Source organism: Shewanella litoralis (assembly GCF_009828585.1).
GTDB lineage: Bacteria > Pseudomonadota > Gammaproteobacteria > Enterobacterales > Shewanellaceae > Shewanella > Shewanella litoralis.
The window spans coordinates 247,160-265,106 of record NZ_WSRZ01000002.1 but is presented as its reverse complement, the minus strand read 5'-3'; the positions used below and the strand labels follow the sequence as shown (position 1 = coordinate 265,106).

Here is a 17,947-nt window from a genome sequence, read left to right as displayed (position 1 = left end):
GTATTTGACGCTACGGGCTAATTAACACTCACCGCGATAAATAACGATGTTTGGCATCATCGTTATTTAACCTAATCTCAGGTTATTTAGCTTGCTTATCACTTGCCTCACCCATTGTTGATTCTTCTGTGGGTTCAGCTTGCTGGGCACGCTCAACTAACTTGTTGTATTCGGCTTCAGTAATTAAATAGCTTTTTAGAGGTGGCAGCGGTTTTTCGACCTTTTGCTCAAGTGGAATGTCGGCTAAACCACTAATGTCAGCCCTGCCGAAAATCAGTGCTAGCGCAATCACCAACCCATGCACCATTAATACAATAACCCAACTGTTGTTACCCGTTAATCGCGCCAATATTGTTTGCATACGATTACCGTGCGGTTCAGTGTCGTCATCATCTAATAATGGCTGATTATTGTCGCTTTTACTTGCTATGGCACCTGTTAACTGCAGTTGAATCCCATCGGCGACATGCTGTTGGTGCTGTTGCAGTTGCTTGTCATCTTTAACGTCATTTTCAGGGGGAATAAAAGGGGTGACATCGAGATTAAAGTCAATGTGTTCTTGGTCTGCATCTTGTTTAGGCATTGCAGTATTCATAGTGTTACCTTTAGCGCATGGCATCTCAGTATGGTCAATGTCGCGACTACCGGGCTCTATAATTGGGCGCTGATGCGAGGAAAAGTGTATGTCAGACATCGTGACTGATTGGCCAAGAAATATTAAATAAGTATAACGTGATTAGCGACTTTCAGCGCACTATATTTATCGTGTAAGACGGCTTTTTTGATAAATAATGTTTAACCTGACTATTTTAATTGATTGAATAAAATCATAAAAAAATAAGCCCTAACACTTAAGCTTACACGTGTACTCTTAAATATAGCTATTTAAGATCTAGGCTGCTAGACTAGCTTTGCTGAAAATCCATCCAGGTTTACAAACAGGCTATTATGAACTCTTTAACTGATACTTTATCAACAAATCAATCTGCAACATCCGTATCTATTTCTGACTACTGCCACAAGGAAGAACGGGCGAATGCCATATCGCATGGGTTTGGCGTAGTGGCAGGTGTTGTGGGTTTAGTACTGATGCTATTGAAAGCCCCTGCTGAATTAACATTTGCACAAATCAGCGGTGTGGTAGTGTACGGTTTGAGTATCATTGTGCTGTTTTTAGCTTCAACCTTATATCACTCCAGCCAAAGTGTTGTGTGGCGTAAACGCTTTAAAATGGCAGATCATTGCGCCATTTATACGTTAATCGCCGGCACTTATACCCCTATGATGCTAATAAGCCTTCAAAGCGCGCAAGCAACAACAGTGCTCATTGCCATTTGGACACTTGCCCTGGGCGGCATCATTTTTAAAACCTTATTTATTGGGCGCTTTAAAGTCTTTAGTGTACTGCTATATTTAATTATGGGCTGGCTATGTGTCACTGTTATGGGCGATTTAAAAACTCAAATGAGTGACCTAGGCATCAGTTTATTACTCGCTGGCGGTCTGTTTTATAGCCTTGGGGTCATCTTTTATGTTGGCAAACGTATTCCGTTTAATCATGCCATTTGGCATATGTTTGTCTTAGGCGGCGCGTTCAGCCACTTTTTGTGTATCTACCTCACTGTGCTATAAATTGATTAACCTACTGCAGTAACCCATTAAGTTACATTACTATTATTTAAAAATTTGCGGTTGTACATTCACCGCAGTTTTTCTATCATCTATTGCTAATACACACCGTAGTACAACCCAATGGAAGCCCATGTCAAAACTGACGCCTATGGAGCGAATATGGTTTATTGTTAATCTTATCCCTCACGGCTCTGTGTTACCTTATGGAATAGTCGCGGATTTAGCGGGACTTCCTGGTCGAGCTCGATATGTATCAAGAGCACTAAAACTCGCACCTGAACACTTATTGCTGCCCTGGCATCGTGTCATTAACAGCCAAGGTAAAATTTCATTTGCAAAAGACACTGAGCCATTTCGTACACAACAAGAACTACTGAGATTAGAAGGCATCACAGTGAACGCGGGCAAGATTTCGTTGTCTCAATATCAATGGAAACCCGATATTGCTACGCTAGTGATGACACTGCCTTTTTAATTTGACGCTATTAACTTTATTGACTGGTGAGGTACTGATACATTGATCAACAAATTAACTCGCTTAATCACGATGATGTTCTGTCTTAGCCCTGTGGTGTATGGTCATGCTGCTGAACAGCAAACACAACTCGTCACTGATGCAGAGTCGACAGCACAACTAAGCACCGAAGAAGCCTTAGCCATTGCCGAAAAAAGTGAACAACTCAATCCAGCCACTCAGGTGAGCGTGGACCTACAAGCGGCAATTTTAGCCCCCTTAACAGCCCATACCGCAAAATATACGGTCTATTATGGCAGCATCGAGTTGGGGGAAGCCAACTATCGGCTCCCTGCCACAGACAGCGGCTATTATGTTTATGAGTTTGACAGTGACGTCAGCTTATTAATGTTATCCGATGAGCGTCACCTTAAAAGCGAGTTCACGCTTGAAAATGGTAAACTGGTCCCTTTTCGCTATACCCATGAACGCACAGGTACCGGCAGTGATTACACTGAACAAACGGCATTTGCTAAAGCCCAGGCGTTTATTCACACCATTTATAAGCAAGAAGCATTAAAGCTGCCCTATGAAGAGAACATATTCGACCCATTGATGGTGCAACTGCAATTTAGAATGGACTTAGCCGCAAATACCAGACCATTAGATTATAAAATGGTTAAAGAAAAAGAAGTGGATGATTATCAATTTAGAGTATTAGGTAAAGAAACCCTCACACTTAACAGCGGCACCTATGACACAGTTAAAGTCGAAGTGATTCGCGAAGCGAAGAAAGCGAAAAAGCGCCAAACCTATTTTTGGATGGCGCCCGATTTAGCTTATTTACCAGTAAGATTGAGCCATTTTTCAAAAGGCAGTAAGCAACTAGACATTCAACTTGCCAGCTACCATTTCGAAAAGCCGTTGCCACCCATGACACCGATAGTGATTGATGGCCCGTTAACAGATGGCTCTGCAGTATTAGAGACACAGGCAAGCGAGAGTGACAGTCAAGCTGAGATCAGTGAATCTGAACTCGATGAAATCAAACAGCTAGCTGAGGACTAACTCACCTTTGCGAAACAGCTTCCATTGCCCTGGGGCTAAGACAACCCAATTTTCATTGTTGGTTAACGGCCGAGTTGCGATCACAGTAACCACGTCATTTGGCGTGGTTTCTTGACTAAAATCAATCACCACATCGGTATCAATGAGGGTGGCCTTACCAAACGGAGCACGGCGGGTGATATGGCACAAATTATTGGTGCAATAGGCCATTAAATCGATACCGTTACTGAGCAGCATATTAAACACACCTAGCGCACGTATTTCATCAGCGAGCGTGGCAATATAGTCAAACACCAGCTGCATATCCTGAGGTTCTTGCTCACCAAAGTGCTTAACGACCGATTCTAAAATCCAACAAAATGCCAATTCACTGTCAGTGTCACCCACAGGTTGAAAGCGTGTTACACCAGCAAATTTTTTCTCATACCCCGTTAATTGGCCATTATGAGCATAGGTCCAATAACGGCCCCATAACTCTCGGGTAAACGGGTGTGTGTTAACTAAAGATACACAACCTCGATTAGCCTGACGAATATGGCTCACCACAATTTCGCTTTTAATCGGGTAAGACTTAATTAACTCGGCAATATGAGATTTGCTGCTCGGGCAAGCATCTTTAAATGTACGATTACCTTTGCCTTCATAAAAGGTTATTCCCCAGCCATCAACATGCGGTCCTGTCACCCCGCCTCGTTCGGCTAAGCCTGTAAAACTGAACACAATATCTGTTGGCACATTGGCACTCATCGCCAGTAATTCGCACATTCACTTGCCTTTATGGTTGTAAAACTGAGCCATTTTGACCGATTTTAATAAGTCGAACGTATTGTATCTACTATGCTTATTGAGTGGAACATTTCAAACACACAAATTTTTAAACAATTGTTTGAAAAACACTTGTATTCAAGGCTACATCAGGTTAACTTTTATGTGACACAGGTCTGACCACAAGATTTCCTGTGAATGAGATCAATAATAAATAAGCTATTTCTTGTCTACATAAATAGCTTTAAGGAGAAGTACAGTGACCACCCTACTTTGGATCATCGCGATGATCTTTGTGCTCGGCGCTATGGCATACCTTCGTGTATCGCTATTATCGACCACAATTGCTGCGGCAGTTGTGTTAGTCGTTGGCAGCACAATGGACATTATTGGTGTAATTGCCTGGATAGTATTCCTGGTTATCGCACTACCACTAAATATCAAATCGTTTAGACAGAATTTTATCAGTCGTCCACTGTTAAAAGTTTATCGCGGCATTATGCCAGAGATGTCTTCTACCGAAAAAGAAGCTATCGAAGCGGGTACCACCTGGTGGGAAGCTGACTTGTTTGCCGGTAATCCTAACTGGAGCAAACTTCATAATTACCCTAAAGCGCGCTTAACCGCAGACGAACAGGCTTTCTTAGACGGCCCTGTTGAAGAAGTGTGTAAAATGCTCAATCAACACCAGGTGTCACATGTGTTGGGTGACTTGCCACAAGACGTATGGCAATACCTTAAAGACAATGGCTTCTTTGCCATGATCATTAAGAAAAAATACGGCGGCTTAGAATACTCAGCTTATGCGCAGTCTTGTGTATTACAGAAATTGGCTGGCGTGAGCAGTGAACTGGCTTCAACAGTCGGTGTACCTAACTCATTAGGCCCTGGTGAGCTATTACAGCACTATGGTACTAAAGAACAGCAAGATCACTATTTACCCCGTTTAGCTAAAGGCTTAGAAGTGCCATGTTTTGCACTAACCAGCCCAGAAGCAGGCAGTGACGCTGGCTCTATTCCAGATTTTGGAGTGGTATGTAAAGGTGAATTCCAGGGCGAAGAAGTGCTTGGTATGAAGCTAACGTGGAACAAGCGTTACATTACTCTCGCACCTGTAGCAACAGTATTAGGCCTTGCGTTTAAACTGCGCGATCCAGAGCATCTACTAGGCGATAAAGAAGAATTAGGCATCACTTGTGCCCTTATTCCTACCGATATCCCAGGTGTTGAAACTGGTCGTCGTCATTTCCCACTGAACTGTATGTTCCAAAATGGACCAACACGCGGTAACGAAGTGTTTGTACCATTAAGCTTCATCATTGGTGGACCAGAAATGGCCGGCCAGGGTTGGAGAATGTTGGTTGAATGTTTATCTGTTGGCCGTGGTATTACCCTGCCGTCAAACTCTGCCGGTGGCGTTAAAACTGCTGCAGTAGCAACAGGTGCCTATGCGCGTATTCGTCGTCAATTTAAATTACCTATCGGTAAGTTAGAAGGCATCGAAGAGCCAATGGCACGTATTGGCGGTAACGCTTATTTAATGGATGCTGTAGCAACATTAACCACGACAGCTATCGATTTAGGTGAAAAACCATCGGTAATTTCTGCCATCGTTAAATACCACTTAACTGACAGAATGCAAAAGTGCGTCATTGATGCAATGGACATTCACGGCGGTAAAGGCGTGTGTCTTGGCCCAAATAACTATTTAGGCCGTGGCTATCAAGCGGCGCCTATTGCCATTACGGTTGAAGGCGCAAACATTCTAACTCGTTCAATGATTATTTATGGACAAGGTGCCATCCGCTGTCATCCATATGTATTGGCCGAAATGGAATCTGCATTTGATACTGATGCTAGCCGTGGTTTAGATAACTTCGACTCAGCTATCTTTGGTCATATTGGTTTTGCAACGTCTAACTTTATTCGTAGCTTCTGGATGGGCTTAACCTCATCTTATTTCTCGAATAGCCCTTATTCAGATAAAACCAAGCGCTACTATCAGCAGATGAACCGTTTCAGTGCTAACTTAGCGTTATTGTCTGACTTAGCCATGGCAACGTTAGGTGGCAACCTTAAACGCAAAGAGCGTATTTCTGCACGTTTAGGTGATTTATTAAGCCAGTTGTATCTGACTTCTGCCACGCTAAAACGTTATGAAGACGATGGTCGTTTAACCGAAGATTTACCTTTAGTACAATGGGCTGTAGAAGATTCGTTATACAAGTTACAAGATTCATTAGACGACTTGCTTAACAACTTCCCAATGGGTCTAGGTATTGCACTACGTGCGGTAATCTTCCCATTCGGTCGCCCTATTAAGCGCCCAAGCGATGTATTGGATCACAAAGTGGCTAAGATCATGCAAACGCCATGTGCGAGCCGAGATCGTTTAGGTAAAGGCCAATTCTGGACCCCATCAGAGTTCAACGCCGTGGGTATTCAAGAACAAACCTTTAAAGATATTCTTGCTGCAGAACCACTGTATGACAAAGTCTGTAAGGCTGCGGGTAAACGTCTACCATTTATGTGGTTAGATAAAGTTGCTGCAGAAGGTAAAGCGCTAGGTGTGTTAAGCGACAGCGAAATCGCTTTACTAGAACGTGCTGAAATTGGTCGTCTTAAATCAATTAACGTTGATGATTTTGACACTGAAGAATTACGTGCTCAACTTGCCCCAAAAGCTAAGCAAGAAAAAGCAGCTTAATCACTAAGCTGATGTTAAAAAAGGTAAAGCATGCGCTTTGCCTTTTTTTATCGCTAAAAAATGTGAATGACATAAATCGTAAAGGATAATGATGAAAAATCTCACTGGATTACAACAAATGCAAGCCATATTAAATGGCGACATCCCTGCCCCTTCAATTAGCGAAGTGATTCCGATGAAGCCCATCGAGGTCAATGAAGGCAACGTGATGTTTGAAGCCTTTGCAAATGAACGCCATCTTAATCCCATGGGCGGTGTACACGGCGGCTTTGCGGCAACAGTATTAGACACAGTCACCGCGTGCGCCGTGCATTCGGCATTGCCAGCAGGCGTGAGTTACTCAACCATTGATTTAAACATTAAAATGGTGCGTCCAGTACCGAAAAATCAACGTTTAATTGCCAAGGGTAACTTAATGAATTTGTCTAAATCATTAGGTATTTCAGAAGGTACCTTAACCACCGAAGATGGTAAGTTACTCGCTACTGCTACCGCGACATGTTTGATTATTCGCCCTTAATTATGTGTTAACACATTTCAGGATGAGACAATACAAACAAAAAAGCCAGTCATTGACATGACTGGCTTTTTAGCGCTTGTGAGCCGCTATTAGTCTTCTTTTAATTCGATTTCTAACTGCTTAGCCACCGCTTCAGGCGAACTGCTGTTACGCGCAAATAAGCTGTAAGCTACAGGTATCACGATTAAGGTAAAGAAGGTTGCCAGTAAAATACCTGATAACACCACAACCCCAATCACGAAGCGCGTTTCGGCGCCAGCACCAGAAGCTATAACCAGTGGTATCGCACCGGCAGCCGTGGTAATCCCGGTCATTAAAATCGGACGTAAACGCTGAGTAGAAGCTTGTAAAACGGCTTGCTGGAATTCAACACCACGGTCGCGCAGTTGGTTAGAAAACTCAACAATTAAAATACCATTCTTTGCCGCTAAACCAACCAACATGATGATGCCAATTTGGCTATAAATATTGATACTTTGGCCTGTAACCCATAAACCAACTAATGCACCGAGTGTCGCCAATGGCACGGTAAGCATAATCACCATTGGGTGAATATAGCTTTCAAACTGCGCCGCTAGCACTAAAAATACAATGCCAAGGGCCAGTAAAAACACAAAGTTCATTGAGCTACCCGATTCCTGGTAATCCAATGATGGGCCTTTATAACTAATTACCGCTTCTGCAGGCAAATACGTTGCCGCAAGAGTGTTCATGTAATCTAATGCTTCGCCTAAGCTGTAATCAGCGCCAAGGTTAGCTTCTAGCGTGATTGAACGCATGCGGTTGTAACGATTGAGCGAACTTGCATCAGCAAACTCTTCAATCGACACTAAGTTAGATAATGGAATTAACTCTTGAGTGCGGTCAGAGCGCACATAAATGTTTTCCATGTCTGTCGCCGTGCTTTGATTCTCACGATTACCTTCCACGATCACATCGTACTCTTCACCATCACGCATAAAAGTGGTCACCAAACGCGAGCCTAGCATTGACTCTAACGTGCGGCCAATATGCGATACTGACACCCCTAGGTCGGCAGCTCGTTCGCGGTCAATCAGTACGCGTAACTGCGGCTTCGTTTCTTGGTAATCATGATCTAAACCGACGATATTATGATTATCTTTGGCTTTTTCCAGCATGATGTCGCGCCATTCGGCCAACTCCTCATAGCTAGGACCACCAATCACAAATTGCACAGGTTTACCTACGCCGCGGCCAAACGCCTGGCGCATTATCGGGAAGGCTCTAATGCCGGCTAAATCAGCTAGGCGCTCACGAATTTCAACAATGATTTCATTCGCACTGCGCCGTTCTGCCCAGTCTTCAAGTACGATAATTGCCATGCCGTTTGAGAAGTCTGATGCGGTACCAAAGCCACGCGGCGCACGAATAAGCAAACGTTTAATATCGCCACTTTCCACCATAGGCATTAAACGCCCTTCCACTTCATCCATATATTTCTCAATATATTCGAAGCTGGCACCTTGTGGGCCGTTGACCATTAAGAACATGGCACCACGGTCTTCTTGTGGAGCAAACTCTTGTGGCACTTTATTGAGTAAATAACCACTCAAACCAAAGGCAATTAACACCACAAGCGACACCATCACGGGACGTTTCATGCCAGTATTGAGTGTGATTAAGTACCAGTCAGATAATTTATCCATCATCTTGTCGACTTGCTTTACTAGCCATGGATCTTGATCGGCGGGTTTAAGCAATTTAGAACACATCATTGGTGTCAGTGTTAATGCAACAATACTTGAAAATATCACCGCGGCACTCATGGTCACCGCAAACTCTTTAAATAGCTTACCTAAATCGCCCTCTAGGAAGGTAATAGGCATAAATACCGCTACCAACACTAAAGTGGTTGCAACCACAGCAAAGGCAACTTCTCGTGCACCTAAGAAAGCGGCTTTTAAGGGTGAGTCACCCTCTTCAATGCGTCGGTGAATGTTTTCTAACATCACAATCGCGTCATCAACCACCATACCAATGGCTAAAATCATTGCCAGTAAGGTCAATAGGTTAATGGTGTAACCAAGTGCATAAAGCACAATAAATGTAGCCAATAACGACACGGGAACCGTAATGGCAGGAATTAACATCGCCCGCACTGAGCCTAAAAACAGATAAATCACCACAATGACTAATATCATGGCAATAAATAATGTTTGATAAACCTCATCAATAGACGCTTCAATAAACACGGAGCTATCATATGAGCGCTTAATCTCCATGCCTGCGGGTAACGTTGGGTTTAATTTGTCTACAAGCGCATTGGCAGCTCGTGCAACTTCTAAGGTGTTGGCCGTTGACTGTTTGCTAACCCCTAGACCAATCATCGACTCTTTATTACCTCTAAAGATAATTCGCTCTTCTTCTGAGCCAATTTCTACCTTAGCGACATCACCGAGTTTAACTAAGTAGCCATCATCGCCTTGGGTAATTACCAGATTAGAAAAGTCTTCAGCGGTTTTGAATACACGATCTAAACGTACTGTAAAATGACGTTCTTTCGATTCAATAGAACCTGCAGGTAGCTCAACGTTTTCCGAACGCAGCGCATCTTCAACATCAGACACTGTAAGGTTGCGTGAAGCTAGAGCTTGACGGTCAATCCATATGCGTAAGGCATAAACCTTACCACCGCCTAACCGCAGCGTTGATACACCGTCGATGACAGAAAAACGGTCAACGAGATAACGGTTGGCATAATCTGTAAGCTGAAGTGTGTCCATTTGATCAGACACAAGATTTAGCCACATGATCACTTCATCACTGCCATTGGCTTTGAAAATTGATGGCGAATCGGCCTCTTCTGGTAATTGCTCTAGTAAGCCAGAAATTCGGTCGCGCACGTCATTGGTTGCCGCTTCAATATCACGGTTAATATCAAACTCAATGGTTACACTCGAGCGGCCATCACTGCTTGATGAACTGATATGACGAATACCCTCTACGCCACTGATTTGGTCTTCAACCAACTGGGTAATCCGACTCTCGACCACTGAGGCACTAGCACCACGGTAGCTGGTTTCGACAGAAACAATCGGTGGATCAATATTGGGGTATTCGCGCAGCGGTAACTTATCAAACGACACTAACCCTAATACAATCAGCAAAATACTGATAACAGAGGCAAAAACCGGTCTTTTAACCGATAAGTCAGTTAATATCATGCCGACTTCTCCGTACCTTCGACTTGAGCAAACTTGAAGTTTTCAGCTTGTTGCACTTTGACTTCATCACCCGGACGTACTTTTAAAATACCGCGGATAATCACTTGCTTGCCCACTTCTAGGCCATTAGTGATTTCAACCCAACCACGGGTACGAATGCCCAGAGTCACTTTCACTTGCTCTACTTTGTTGTCAGCATTCACAACATAAACAAAATGATTATTTTGAATTGGAATAATCGCCGCTTCTGGTAATAACAAGGCCTCACGGCTTTGTTTAATTAGCTTCACTTTCATCAGCATGCCTGGCAATAAGCTGAAATCGCTATTTGGCATGACAGCGCGAACGATAACGGCACGTGTATCTGGGTTAACACGACTATCAATTGAAGTCACGACACCTTTAAATACGCGATCAGGATACGCAACCGCGCTCGCCTCAACCAACTTGCCTGGTTTTAACTCTTGTATAAATCGCTCTGGTACTGAAAAGTCTAATTTAATTTTACTGACATCATCTAAGGTACTTATTTGCTCACCTGGGGTCACTAAGCTGCCCACGCTCACCTGGCGCAGACCTAAGCGGCCTGAAAAAGGCGCTTTAATAATGCGGTCATGCAAAGCGGCGTTGGCTTGCTCAACTTCTGCACGAGTGGTATCAATTAAGCTTTGCAACCTGTCACGTTCCAATTCAGCAATAGTTTTGCTGGTAACAAGTGCTCTAATTCGGTCTAACTCACGTAAGTTTTCTGCCAGTTTGACTTCTGCAACCGCCACTTTAGCTTTTTGCTCGTCATTACGAAGCATCACTAACACAGCGCCTTTTTCAACAAGCTCACCATCATCAAAATTAATTTGATTGACGATTTCGGCCACTTTCGAGGTCACGATAATCGATTCATACGCTTTACCTGTGCCGAGTGCTTCCACTTCGTCACGAATAGGCATCACTTCCACTTTAGCAACCACCACATTGGGTATTGCACGGGCACGTTGTATTTGTGCTTTCTCAGGCAGGAAAGAAAAGTAACCGAACAGCGCGATTGACACTATGGCGATCAGTAATATTATTTTTTTCATTTTTTGTCCGTAACCATCCAGGGTAATGAATAATTATTTAGCTGATTGTTTAATTATGTGATTGTACTCAGCAACGCGCCTGCTTCAAGGCGTTTTACTTTCGCTTACACATTACGACATCAGGTAACAAATGGTTCAACTGGTTAACTTATGCAGAAACTATTAACTTTATCGCTATTTTATTGCATAAAATCCGTGTTTTAGCTGCATAAATTAATCGTTTTGATGGATAGTCACCCTCACTGTGTTTATAAATGCACCACTATAGACACAACTTGTGACAATTCGCTTTAAAAAAAAAGACGCTCAAATTGAGCGTCTCTTCTAAAGCGATAACGTAATAAGTGAATATTAACGCACTTTACGGTCTTCTTGCATCAGATCAGACAGGATTTGATACACTTCAGTAATCGATTCATTGTCTAATGCATTATCTTCTACATCGTGCAGTAAGATTTTGGTTTGATCTGGATTATCGGTTTCTTTAAGCAATAAACGGTAATTGCCCTTTTTCAGAGACAACTTTTCATCGCCCCATAATGAACTCCAGAAACCACTGCTTTCTTCTAGATTAATGTAGAATAAGCCTTTGCTGGTATCCATATCGACAACATCAAAGCCCATTTCAGGCAGCACTAAACGTAAACGATCCCACACAGACTGGTAAGTAGACTCTGCTAACCAGTAGGCTGCGTCAGACTCAGCACCTGTCACTAAGTTAACTTTGATACCTAGACTTTGTTGAATACGCGCGGCGCGAATAGCTCTGTCACGCTCAACACTCATATAGCCAATGGCGTTGTTAAGCATGTCGGTGGTATAACGACGCTTGTCGTCACCACTCAATAAGATTTTTTGATCTTCGCCGTTATAAAACTCTTCGTGTTCTAGCAAGTTAATCGCTACGCTACCAGAACGACCATGAGGTTTAACGTCGATGTTGTAGCTGTAACGCTGACGCAGCGTATACACTTTATCGCTGCCCCACCAACTAGATTCAATCACTTCCTGGTGTTCAATCCAATCAGTTTCAATCAAACCCGCGGCGTAATCTTCAGCACGAATGGCCATGTTATTCTTAGCTAAGTAACCTTTAACAACATCAAAGATTTCTTGTTTTAGATCTGAGGTACTTTCAATTGAATCAATGACAACACGAATATTGTCGCTGCTTTCTTCAATATGAGTCCCTTCTGCCATTGGCAATACTTGAAGAGGTGCACGAATATCGAGCTTTTTACCGATTAACGCTTTGTCTGACTTGGTACCAACAGCAGGAATATCATATTCTTTACTGTAAGTCGGGGTGTCTAGCCCTTCAGGAATAGTCAATAACGGTGAAGTTTCAGCATTAATAAAGTCGTCATTGCCATTGGCTTGACGACGATCTAATGGCGTACTGCAAGCTGAAACAGCTGCAACAAGAAGTAGCGGAGTAACTTTCTTTAACATGAATTTATTATACCTTTATCTGGGCTTGTTTCATTGTTTCTATTAACAGACCATGAAACTGCTCAGAAAGTTCAGTTAAAGGCAAACGAATATGTCCATGAGAGATTAATCCCATCTTGTGAACAGCCCATTTCACAGGGATTGGGTTAGCTTCACAAAATAAAGAACTGTATAAGCCCATTAGTGGCTCATCGATCGTTTTAGCTAATTGTGCATCTTTTGCTAATGCGGCATCACACATGGCTTTAAATGCACGTGGAACCACATTGTTTGCTACCGAAATTACACCATTACCGCCGAGTAATAAAAACTCGCGCGCGGTGGCATCATCGCCACTGTAAAGAATAAAGTCGTTACCACACAGTTCACGCAAACGTGCTACACGACTCACATCACCAGTGGCTTCTTTAACACCAATAATGTTACTCACGCCAACTAATTCAGCCACGGTTTCTGGCTTCATATCCACAGCAGTTCTGCCAGGAACGTTATACAAAATTTGTGGGATGTCTGTGCTAGCTGCAACTGCCTTGTAGTGTGCAATAAGTCCTTTTGGCGTTGGCTTATTGTAATACGGTGTCACCCCAAGCATGGCAACTACGCCAGTATCTTGCAGTGATTTAGTCAGTTCAACCGCTTCTGCTGTCGCGTTGGCGCCGTTGCCACCTATAACAGGAATACGACCTGAGGCAAACTTAACGGTTTGAGCCACAACAGCAGCATGCTCTTTCATTGGCAATGTCGCCGACTCACCGGTCGTACCGACAGCAACAATGGCATCTGTGCCCTGTTCAATATGAAACTCGACAAGCCTTTCAAGACTTGCATAATCTATTGTGCCATCACTATTCATTGGTGTGATTAAGGCTACGATGCTTCCGTTTATCATCTATCTTCCCCAAGGTTTCAGGATTCGCTATGTTACTGATGCCAACCACTAATGACAAGCACTACGGCAAGCATTATCTGAAATAAGTCATTTCTGTTCTCTATAACGGTATAATACCATTGCGCATTAATAAGTGAGCACTCAGAATGCATCCAGCGTTTTTTGATTAAGGCGTCGCTATGTAGTCATGGTTGTTCCCTTTCAAATAGCGAAAATGCAAAGCAAAAGCCGCTGGGGCATTCCTTTCAGGCGAGTTTTAAAAGGGCTTACACTGCGTTGCATGACTTCGAAAGAGAATAACTATTCATTCAGTCATTCGCCTTGTTTAAGCCCTTTTACATTCTCGCTGAGAGATCTCTTACTAACGCGCAATGGTATAAGCTAGCATTTTTCGACCTTAGCCACTAAAAAATAATCACATTAATGTGACCGATATGGGTTAGTATCTTGAGGTGTTTTGCAGATAAATGTTAGCATTAGCACCCGCACAAAAACGCACTGCATCGGCTTGCGTTTTCGCTCAAAGATATCGACAGTGAGGAAAATCCATGACCAACTACCTGGTCGTTACGGCAATGGGCGCAGATCGCCCTGGTTTAGTCAGTCGTTTAGCGCGTTTAGCAAGTGAATGCGATTGCGATATTGTCGACAGTCGAATGGCATTATTTGGTAATGAATTTACCTTAATTATGATGATATCGGGCTCGTGGACCGCCATTACCAAAATTGAAAGCTTATTACCGAGTTTAAGTGTCGAACTTGAATTAATGACGGTAATGAAGCGCACATCAAAACATACACCTAAAAACTTTATCTCGCGCATTGAAGTGTTATTTAACGGTGAAGATCAGCGTGGCACCATGAAAAGCATTACTCAGTTTCTGGCCGATAGAGGCTTAGATTTAGCCGCGGTACGCTCGCACGCTGACGATAATGACAATCTTAAAACCCAATCCATTTTATTGGCGATTAACATTCCCGATAAAGTCGACTTATTAAAGCTTGAGCAAGGTATTCACGAATTGGCAGAGTCGATGTCACTTGAATGTACTATCAAGCGTATGCAAGGCATTGCGGCTCCTTAATCATAGGTTTACGTTTAGGTTATCCCCTAGCAAGTTGAACCTTGCCCTAACAGGCTTCGTATTGTCTGCAACTCATCTGATAAGGATAAATCATGAACACATTAACCGTAGGTGACACTGCACCTAGTTTCAGTTTACAAAACCAGGCTGGCGAAACCGTTTCGTTACAGCAGGCACTCACTCATGGCCCAGTACTGGTATACTTTTACCCTAAAGCCTCTACCCCTGGCTGTACAGTACAAGCCCAAGGATTGCGTGATAGTAAAGCCCAACTCGATGGCCTAAACGTCACCGTGTTCGGTATCAGTCCAGATCCAGTGGCAAAGCTAGCCAAATTTGCTGACAAACAAGCACTCAACTTCACCTTACTTAGCGATGAAGACCATGCTGTTGCTGATGGCTTTGGTGTCTGGGGCCCAAAACAGTTTATGGGCAAGCACTATGATGGCATACATCGCCTAAGCTTTATCGTAGGCACTGATGGCAAAGTTAGCCATGTGCTCAATAAATTCAAAACCAAAGACCATCACGAAGTGGTACTGGCAACATTAGCTGAATAGTTATCACGTCTGTAGTCAATATCCACAACTGACAATAACTCTTCCCGCAAAATAAAAAGGCTTAGCAATGACTGCTAAGCCTTTTTTGTTACCTGCTAACGGTTAAACCGTTTTAGGGTCGTCCTGTTGTTCAGACTTATCTTCCTCAGTAGATGACTCTACCTGAGTAGATTCATCTGCGTTTTCAGCGGCAGCTTGTGCAGCGGCTTTTTTCTCAGCAGCTATCAACTTAGCTTTTTCTGCCGCTTCTTTTTTCGCTATAGCAGCCTCTTCCTCTGCAAGTAAACGCGCTTTTTCTTGCTCCTCAAACTGTGCCAGCTCTTCTTCTTTACGACGCGCTTTATCTATAGCACGTTGTTCAGCTTCTTCGGCTTCACGAATTGCTCGTGCTTCTGCCGCCGCTTTTGCTTCGGCTTCAGCCAGCGCTTTTGCTTGGCGGTCAGCTTCTTCATCTAATGCGCGCTGAATTACCGCTTGATCTTGTGCTTCTTGCGGTAGCAAGCTTATCAACTCAATCCCAACCGGATATTCAAAGGGACCTGCACCAGAAAGCACTTTCACTTTACCTTCTTTAGTTAAATAAACTAAAGGCATCGCCGTTTCACCGTAACGTTTTTTGAAATGCTCATAAGTAAAGTTTTCAGTAATGTTAGTGACTTTTAACACCGCGCCCTTGGCCATTAAGCTGGCAATTTTGGCATACGAGATGTTTTCACCAAACAAACACAAACGCTTTAAATACGACTCAGACAACTGGTGACGGGCACTGCCGCTGTCGGCGTTGTTTAAACCATACACCTTTTCAACCCCAAGTAAGTCCTGGAAATAGAAGGTCACTAATGGGTTTAACTGGCGATAAGGTGACATCACTAGCACGCGACCGACACCGCTTAAGTCCATGTAGGTTTCAGCGTGCTCAGAGGCTGGGTTACCAAAGTACACCGGAATGTTTTCCATACGAGCCTGGCGAATACTGTCCCAGTTATTGTCGGCCAACACCACTTTGATGTTTTTAGACATTAAGACTTTTGCCAGTTCACGTGAAAATTTAGATGCACCAAAAATTAATAACCCCTGGTTTGAGCCTTCTTTCACGCCCAAATATTTTGCCCAACGCCCGGCGGTTAAACTCTGAATAACAACGGTACCAATAATGATTAAAAACACCAATGGGACGATAGAGCTCGCGCCCTCAAGGCCAACCGCTTCAAGCTTTATGGCAAATAATGATGAAATCGCTGCCGCAACAATACCGCGTGGTGCAACCCAACTTAAAAACCACTTATCTTTTGACGATAAATTAGTCCCAAGCCCCGATATCCAAATGCTTAATGGTCTTGCCACAAACATCACCACTAATAAAACAGCAATACCGCCAAAACCAAGATCGAGCATGGCGCCAGAATCTAAACGCGCCGCCAGTAAAATAAACAATGCCGAGATCAGCAGTACGGTGAGGGTTTCTTTAAATTCTAAAATGTCGGCAATATCTACGCCGCGCATGTTAGCCAGTAAAATACCCATCACAGTTACGGTCAATAAACCTGACTCATGCTGTACTAAGTTAGAACCAACAAACACCCCTAGCATAATGGTTAATACTGCGGTATTGAGTAAGTAATGTGGGAATAAGTTTTTACGAATAGCCAAACCCGTTAAATACCCTGCAATAGCACCTAAACCAAAACCAATGACTAAGGTTAAGCCAAGGGCATGCAATACATGGGTCGTCGGATCGTTCGATACCGCAATATACTCAAACACCAGAACCGCCATTAGGGCGCCAATGGGGTCAATCACAATACCTTCCCAACGCAAAATGCTGGCAAGGTTAGATTTGGGTTGAACAGTACGTAGCATTGGCACAATTACGGTCGGGCCAGTGACCACCACTAGGGCGCCAAATAATGCGGCAATACTCCACTCAAAGCCCATTAAAAAGTGCGCAGCAGGGACAATCACGAGCCAGGTAACTAATGCACCAATACTGACCAGGTTGGTGACCATCCGGCCGTGATCTTTAATTTCTTTAAAGTTTAGGGTCAATGCGCCTTCAAAAAGAATGACCGCAACACCTAATGAAATAATTGGGAAGAGTAAGTCGCCAAAAATCTCGTCAGGATTTAAAATGCCTAGGCCTGGACCTAACAATAAACCGCAAAGTAGTAGCGGTAAAATAGCAGGTAAACGTAACTTCCAACCTACCCATTGACACAAAAGCGACAACACACCGATTAATGCCAGCATGCCTGTGATGTGTTCAACCATATTTGATTCCTTCTTTAATAACACTGCAATAAGTAGCAACACTTGCAATGTGCTTCACGATAATACGTGAACTGATATATGCTTCTGGTTTATTAGTTTTATAACCTAAACCGAAAAAGGTTAGTACGATGTTAATCAGTAATCGCGATCTCATTCCTTATGACTAACCGTAATGAAGCGCTAACTCAACTGAATAATATGTCGGTTATTTGGCGCAAATTCAGCATATAACATACTAATTTTACTACATGATCAAGCATTTTTTGATCGCTATCACATTTTG

14 protein-coding genes are annotated in these 17,947 nt (G+C 43.2%); 7 read left to right on the top strand and 7 right to left on the bottom strand.

All coding sequences use genetic code 11. The features are described 5' to 3' along the window. Positions 1–82 precede the first annotated feature (82 nt). Positions 83–595 carry a hypothetical protein gene (locus GQA99_RS03185; protein WP_160052413.1) on the bottom strand — a complete coding sequence of 171 codons (513 nt, stop codon included), beginning with the start codon at positions 593–595 and terminating at the stop codon, positions 83–85. Between the two features lie 353 nt (positions 596–948). Here GQA99_RS03185 and trhA point away from each other — a divergent pair, with 353 nt between their 5' ends. The 3 genes from trhA (at position 949) to GQA99_RS03170 (ending at position 3,154) form a co-directional block, all read left to right on the top strand. Continuing rightward, the gene (trhA, locus tag GQA99_RS03180) at positions 949–1,632 is read left to right on the top strand and encodes a PAQR family membrane homeostasis protein TrhA (RefSeq protein ID WP_160052412.1); all 684 of its coding nucleotides are present in this window, start codon (positions 949–951) and stop codon (positions 1,630–1,632) included. Positions 1,633–1,762: 130 nt separating this feature from the next. Next, positions 1,763–2,107 (top strand): MGMT family protein, encoded by a 345-nt coding sequence (locus GQA99_RS03175; RefSeq protein WP_160052411.1) that lies wholly within the window; start codon positions 1,763–1,765, stop codon positions 2,105–2,107. Between the two features lie 42 nt (positions 2,108–2,149). Then, the gene (locus GQA99_RS03170) at positions 2,150–3,154 is read left to right on the top strand and encodes a DUF3108 domain-containing protein (protein ID WP_229785822.1); all 1,005 of its coding nucleotides are present in this window, start codon (positions 2,150–2,152) and stop codon (positions 3,152–3,154) included. Here the strand turns inward: GQA99_RS03170 and GQA99_RS03165 are convergent. Then, positions 3,140–3,919 carry a class II glutamine amidotransferase gene (locus GQA99_RS03165; RefSeq protein ID WP_160052410.1) on the bottom strand — a complete coding sequence of 260 codons (780 nt, stop codon included), beginning with the start codon at positions 3,917–3,919 and terminating at the stop codon, positions 3,140–3,142. The two genes, GQA99_RS03170 and GQA99_RS03165, sit on opposite strands and share 15 nt — an antisense overlap. Positions 3,920–4,178: 259 nt before the next feature. On the opposite strand from GQA99_RS03165, the gene fadE reads away from it, so the two are divergent. Both fadE and GQA99_RS03155 read left to right on the top strand, forming a co-directional pair. Continuing rightward, positions 4,179–6,626 carry an acyl-CoA dehydrogenase FadE gene (gene fadE, locus GQA99_RS03160; protein WP_160052409.1) on the top strand — a complete coding sequence of 816 codons (2,448 nt, stop codon included), beginning with the start codon at positions 4,179–4,181 and terminating at the stop codon, positions 6,624–6,626. 85 nt (positions 6,627–6,711) lie between these two features. Further along, positions 6,712–7,146: a PaaI family thioesterase gene (locus GQA99_RS03155; protein ID WP_206194564.1), complete on the top strand. Its 435-nt coding sequence runs from the start codon at positions 6,712–6,714 to the stop codon at positions 7,144–7,146. An 89-nt stretch (positions 7,147–7,235) separates the two neighbouring features. Here the strand turns inward: GQA99_RS03155 and GQA99_RS03150 are convergent, their stop codons facing one another. The 4 genes from GQA99_RS03150 to dapA form a co-directional block, all read right to left on the bottom strand. After that, entirely contained in the window at positions 7,236–10,331 is a 3,096-nt protein-coding gene (locus GQA99_RS03150) for an efflux RND transporter permease subunit (protein ID WP_160052408.1), read from the bottom strand. Then, positions 10,328–11,410, bottom strand: a complete 1,083-nt coding sequence (locus tag GQA99_RS03145; protein WP_160052407.1) for an efflux RND transporter periplasmic adaptor subunit — start codon at positions 11,408–11,410, stop codon at positions 10,328–10,330. The genes GQA99_RS03150 and GQA99_RS03145 overlap by 4 nt, the downstream gene beginning before the upstream one ends. Before the next feature lie 351 nt (positions 11,411–11,761). Continuing rightward, positions 11,762–12,862 carry an NlpB/DapX family lipoprotein gene (gene bamC / locus GQA99_RS03140; protein WP_160052406.1) on the bottom strand — a complete coding sequence of 367 codons (1,101 nt, stop codon included), beginning with the start codon at positions 12,860–12,862 and terminating at the stop codon, positions 11,762–11,764. Positions 12,863–12,869: 7 nt separating this feature from the next. Then, positions 12,870–13,751 (bottom strand): 4-hydroxy-tetrahydrodipicolinate synthase, encoded by an 882-nt coding sequence (gene dapA, locus GQA99_RS03135; protein WP_160052405.1) that lies wholly within the window; start codon positions 13,749–13,751, stop codon positions 12,870–12,872. A gap of 548 nt (positions 13,752–14,299) precedes the next feature. Between dapA and GQA99_RS03130 the strand changes: the two genes are divergently transcribed. Continuing rightward, positions 14,300–14,836, top strand: coding sequence for a glycine cleavage system transcriptional repressor (locus GQA99_RS03130; RefSeq protein WP_160052404.1), 537 nt, complete (start codon positions 14,300–14,302; stop codon positions 14,834–14,836). 92 nt (positions 14,837–14,928) lie between these two features. Beyond that, a complete protein-coding gene (bcp, locus tag GQA99_RS03125; protein WP_160052403.1) occupies positions 14,929–15,396 on the top strand; it encodes a thioredoxin-dependent thiol peroxidase in 468 nt (155 codons plus the stop codon). A 102-nt stretch (positions 15,397–15,498) separates the two neighbouring features. Here the strand turns inward: bcp and GQA99_RS03120 are convergent, their stop codons facing one another. Beyond that, entirely contained in the window at positions 15,499–17,664 is a 2,166-nt protein-coding gene (locus tag GQA99_RS03120) for a cation:proton antiporter (RefSeq protein WP_160052402.1), read from the bottom strand. Positions 17,665–17,947 lie beyond the last annotated feature (283 nt).

What these genes read in the sequence shown, in the direction of transcription:
- GQA99_RS03185 (WP_160052413.1), bottom strand. Translation starts at nt 595, where the DNA reads ATGAATACTGCAATGCCTAAACAAGATGCAGACCAAGAACACATTGAC.
- trhA (WP_160052412.1), top strand. Translation starts at nt 949, where the DNA reads ATGAACTCTTTAACTGATACTTTATCAACAAATCAATCTGCAACATCC.
- GQA99_RS03175 (WP_160052411.1), top strand. Translation starts at nt 1,763, where the DNA reads ATGTCAAAACTGACGCCTATGGAGCGAATATGGTTTATTGTTAATCTT.
- GQA99_RS03165 (WP_160052410.1), bottom strand. Translation starts at nt 3,919, where the DNA reads ATGTGCGAATTACTGGCGATGAGTGCCAATGTGCCAACAGATATTGTG.
- GQA99_RS03150 (WP_160052408.1), bottom strand. Translation starts at nt 10,331, where the DNA reads ATGATATTAACTGACTTATCGGTTAAAAGACCGGTTTTTGCCTCTGTT.
- GQA99_RS03145 (WP_160052407.1), bottom strand. Translation starts at nt 11,410, where the DNA reads ATGAAAAAAATAATATTACTGATCGCCATAGTGTCAATCGCGCTGTTC.
- bamC (WP_160052406.1), bottom strand. Translation starts at nt 12,862, where the DNA reads ATGTTAAAGAAAGTTACTCCGCTACTTCTTGTTGCAGCTGTTTCAGCT.
- dapA (WP_160052405.1), bottom strand. Translation starts at nt 13,751, where the DNA reads ATGATAAACGGAAGCATCGTAGCCTTAATCACACCAATGAATAGTGAT.
- GQA99_RS03130 (WP_160052404.1), top strand. Translation starts at nt 14,300, where the DNA reads ATGACCAACTACCTGGTCGTTACGGCAATGGGCGCAGATCGCCCTGGT.
- bcp (WP_160052403.1), top strand. Translation starts at nt 14,929, where the DNA reads ATGAACACATTAACCGTAGGTGACACTGCACCTAGTTTCAGTTTACAA.
- GQA99_RS03120 (WP_160052402.1), bottom strand. Translation starts at nt 17,664, where the DNA reads ATGGTTGAACACATCACAGGCATGCTGGCATTAATCGGTGTGTTGTCG.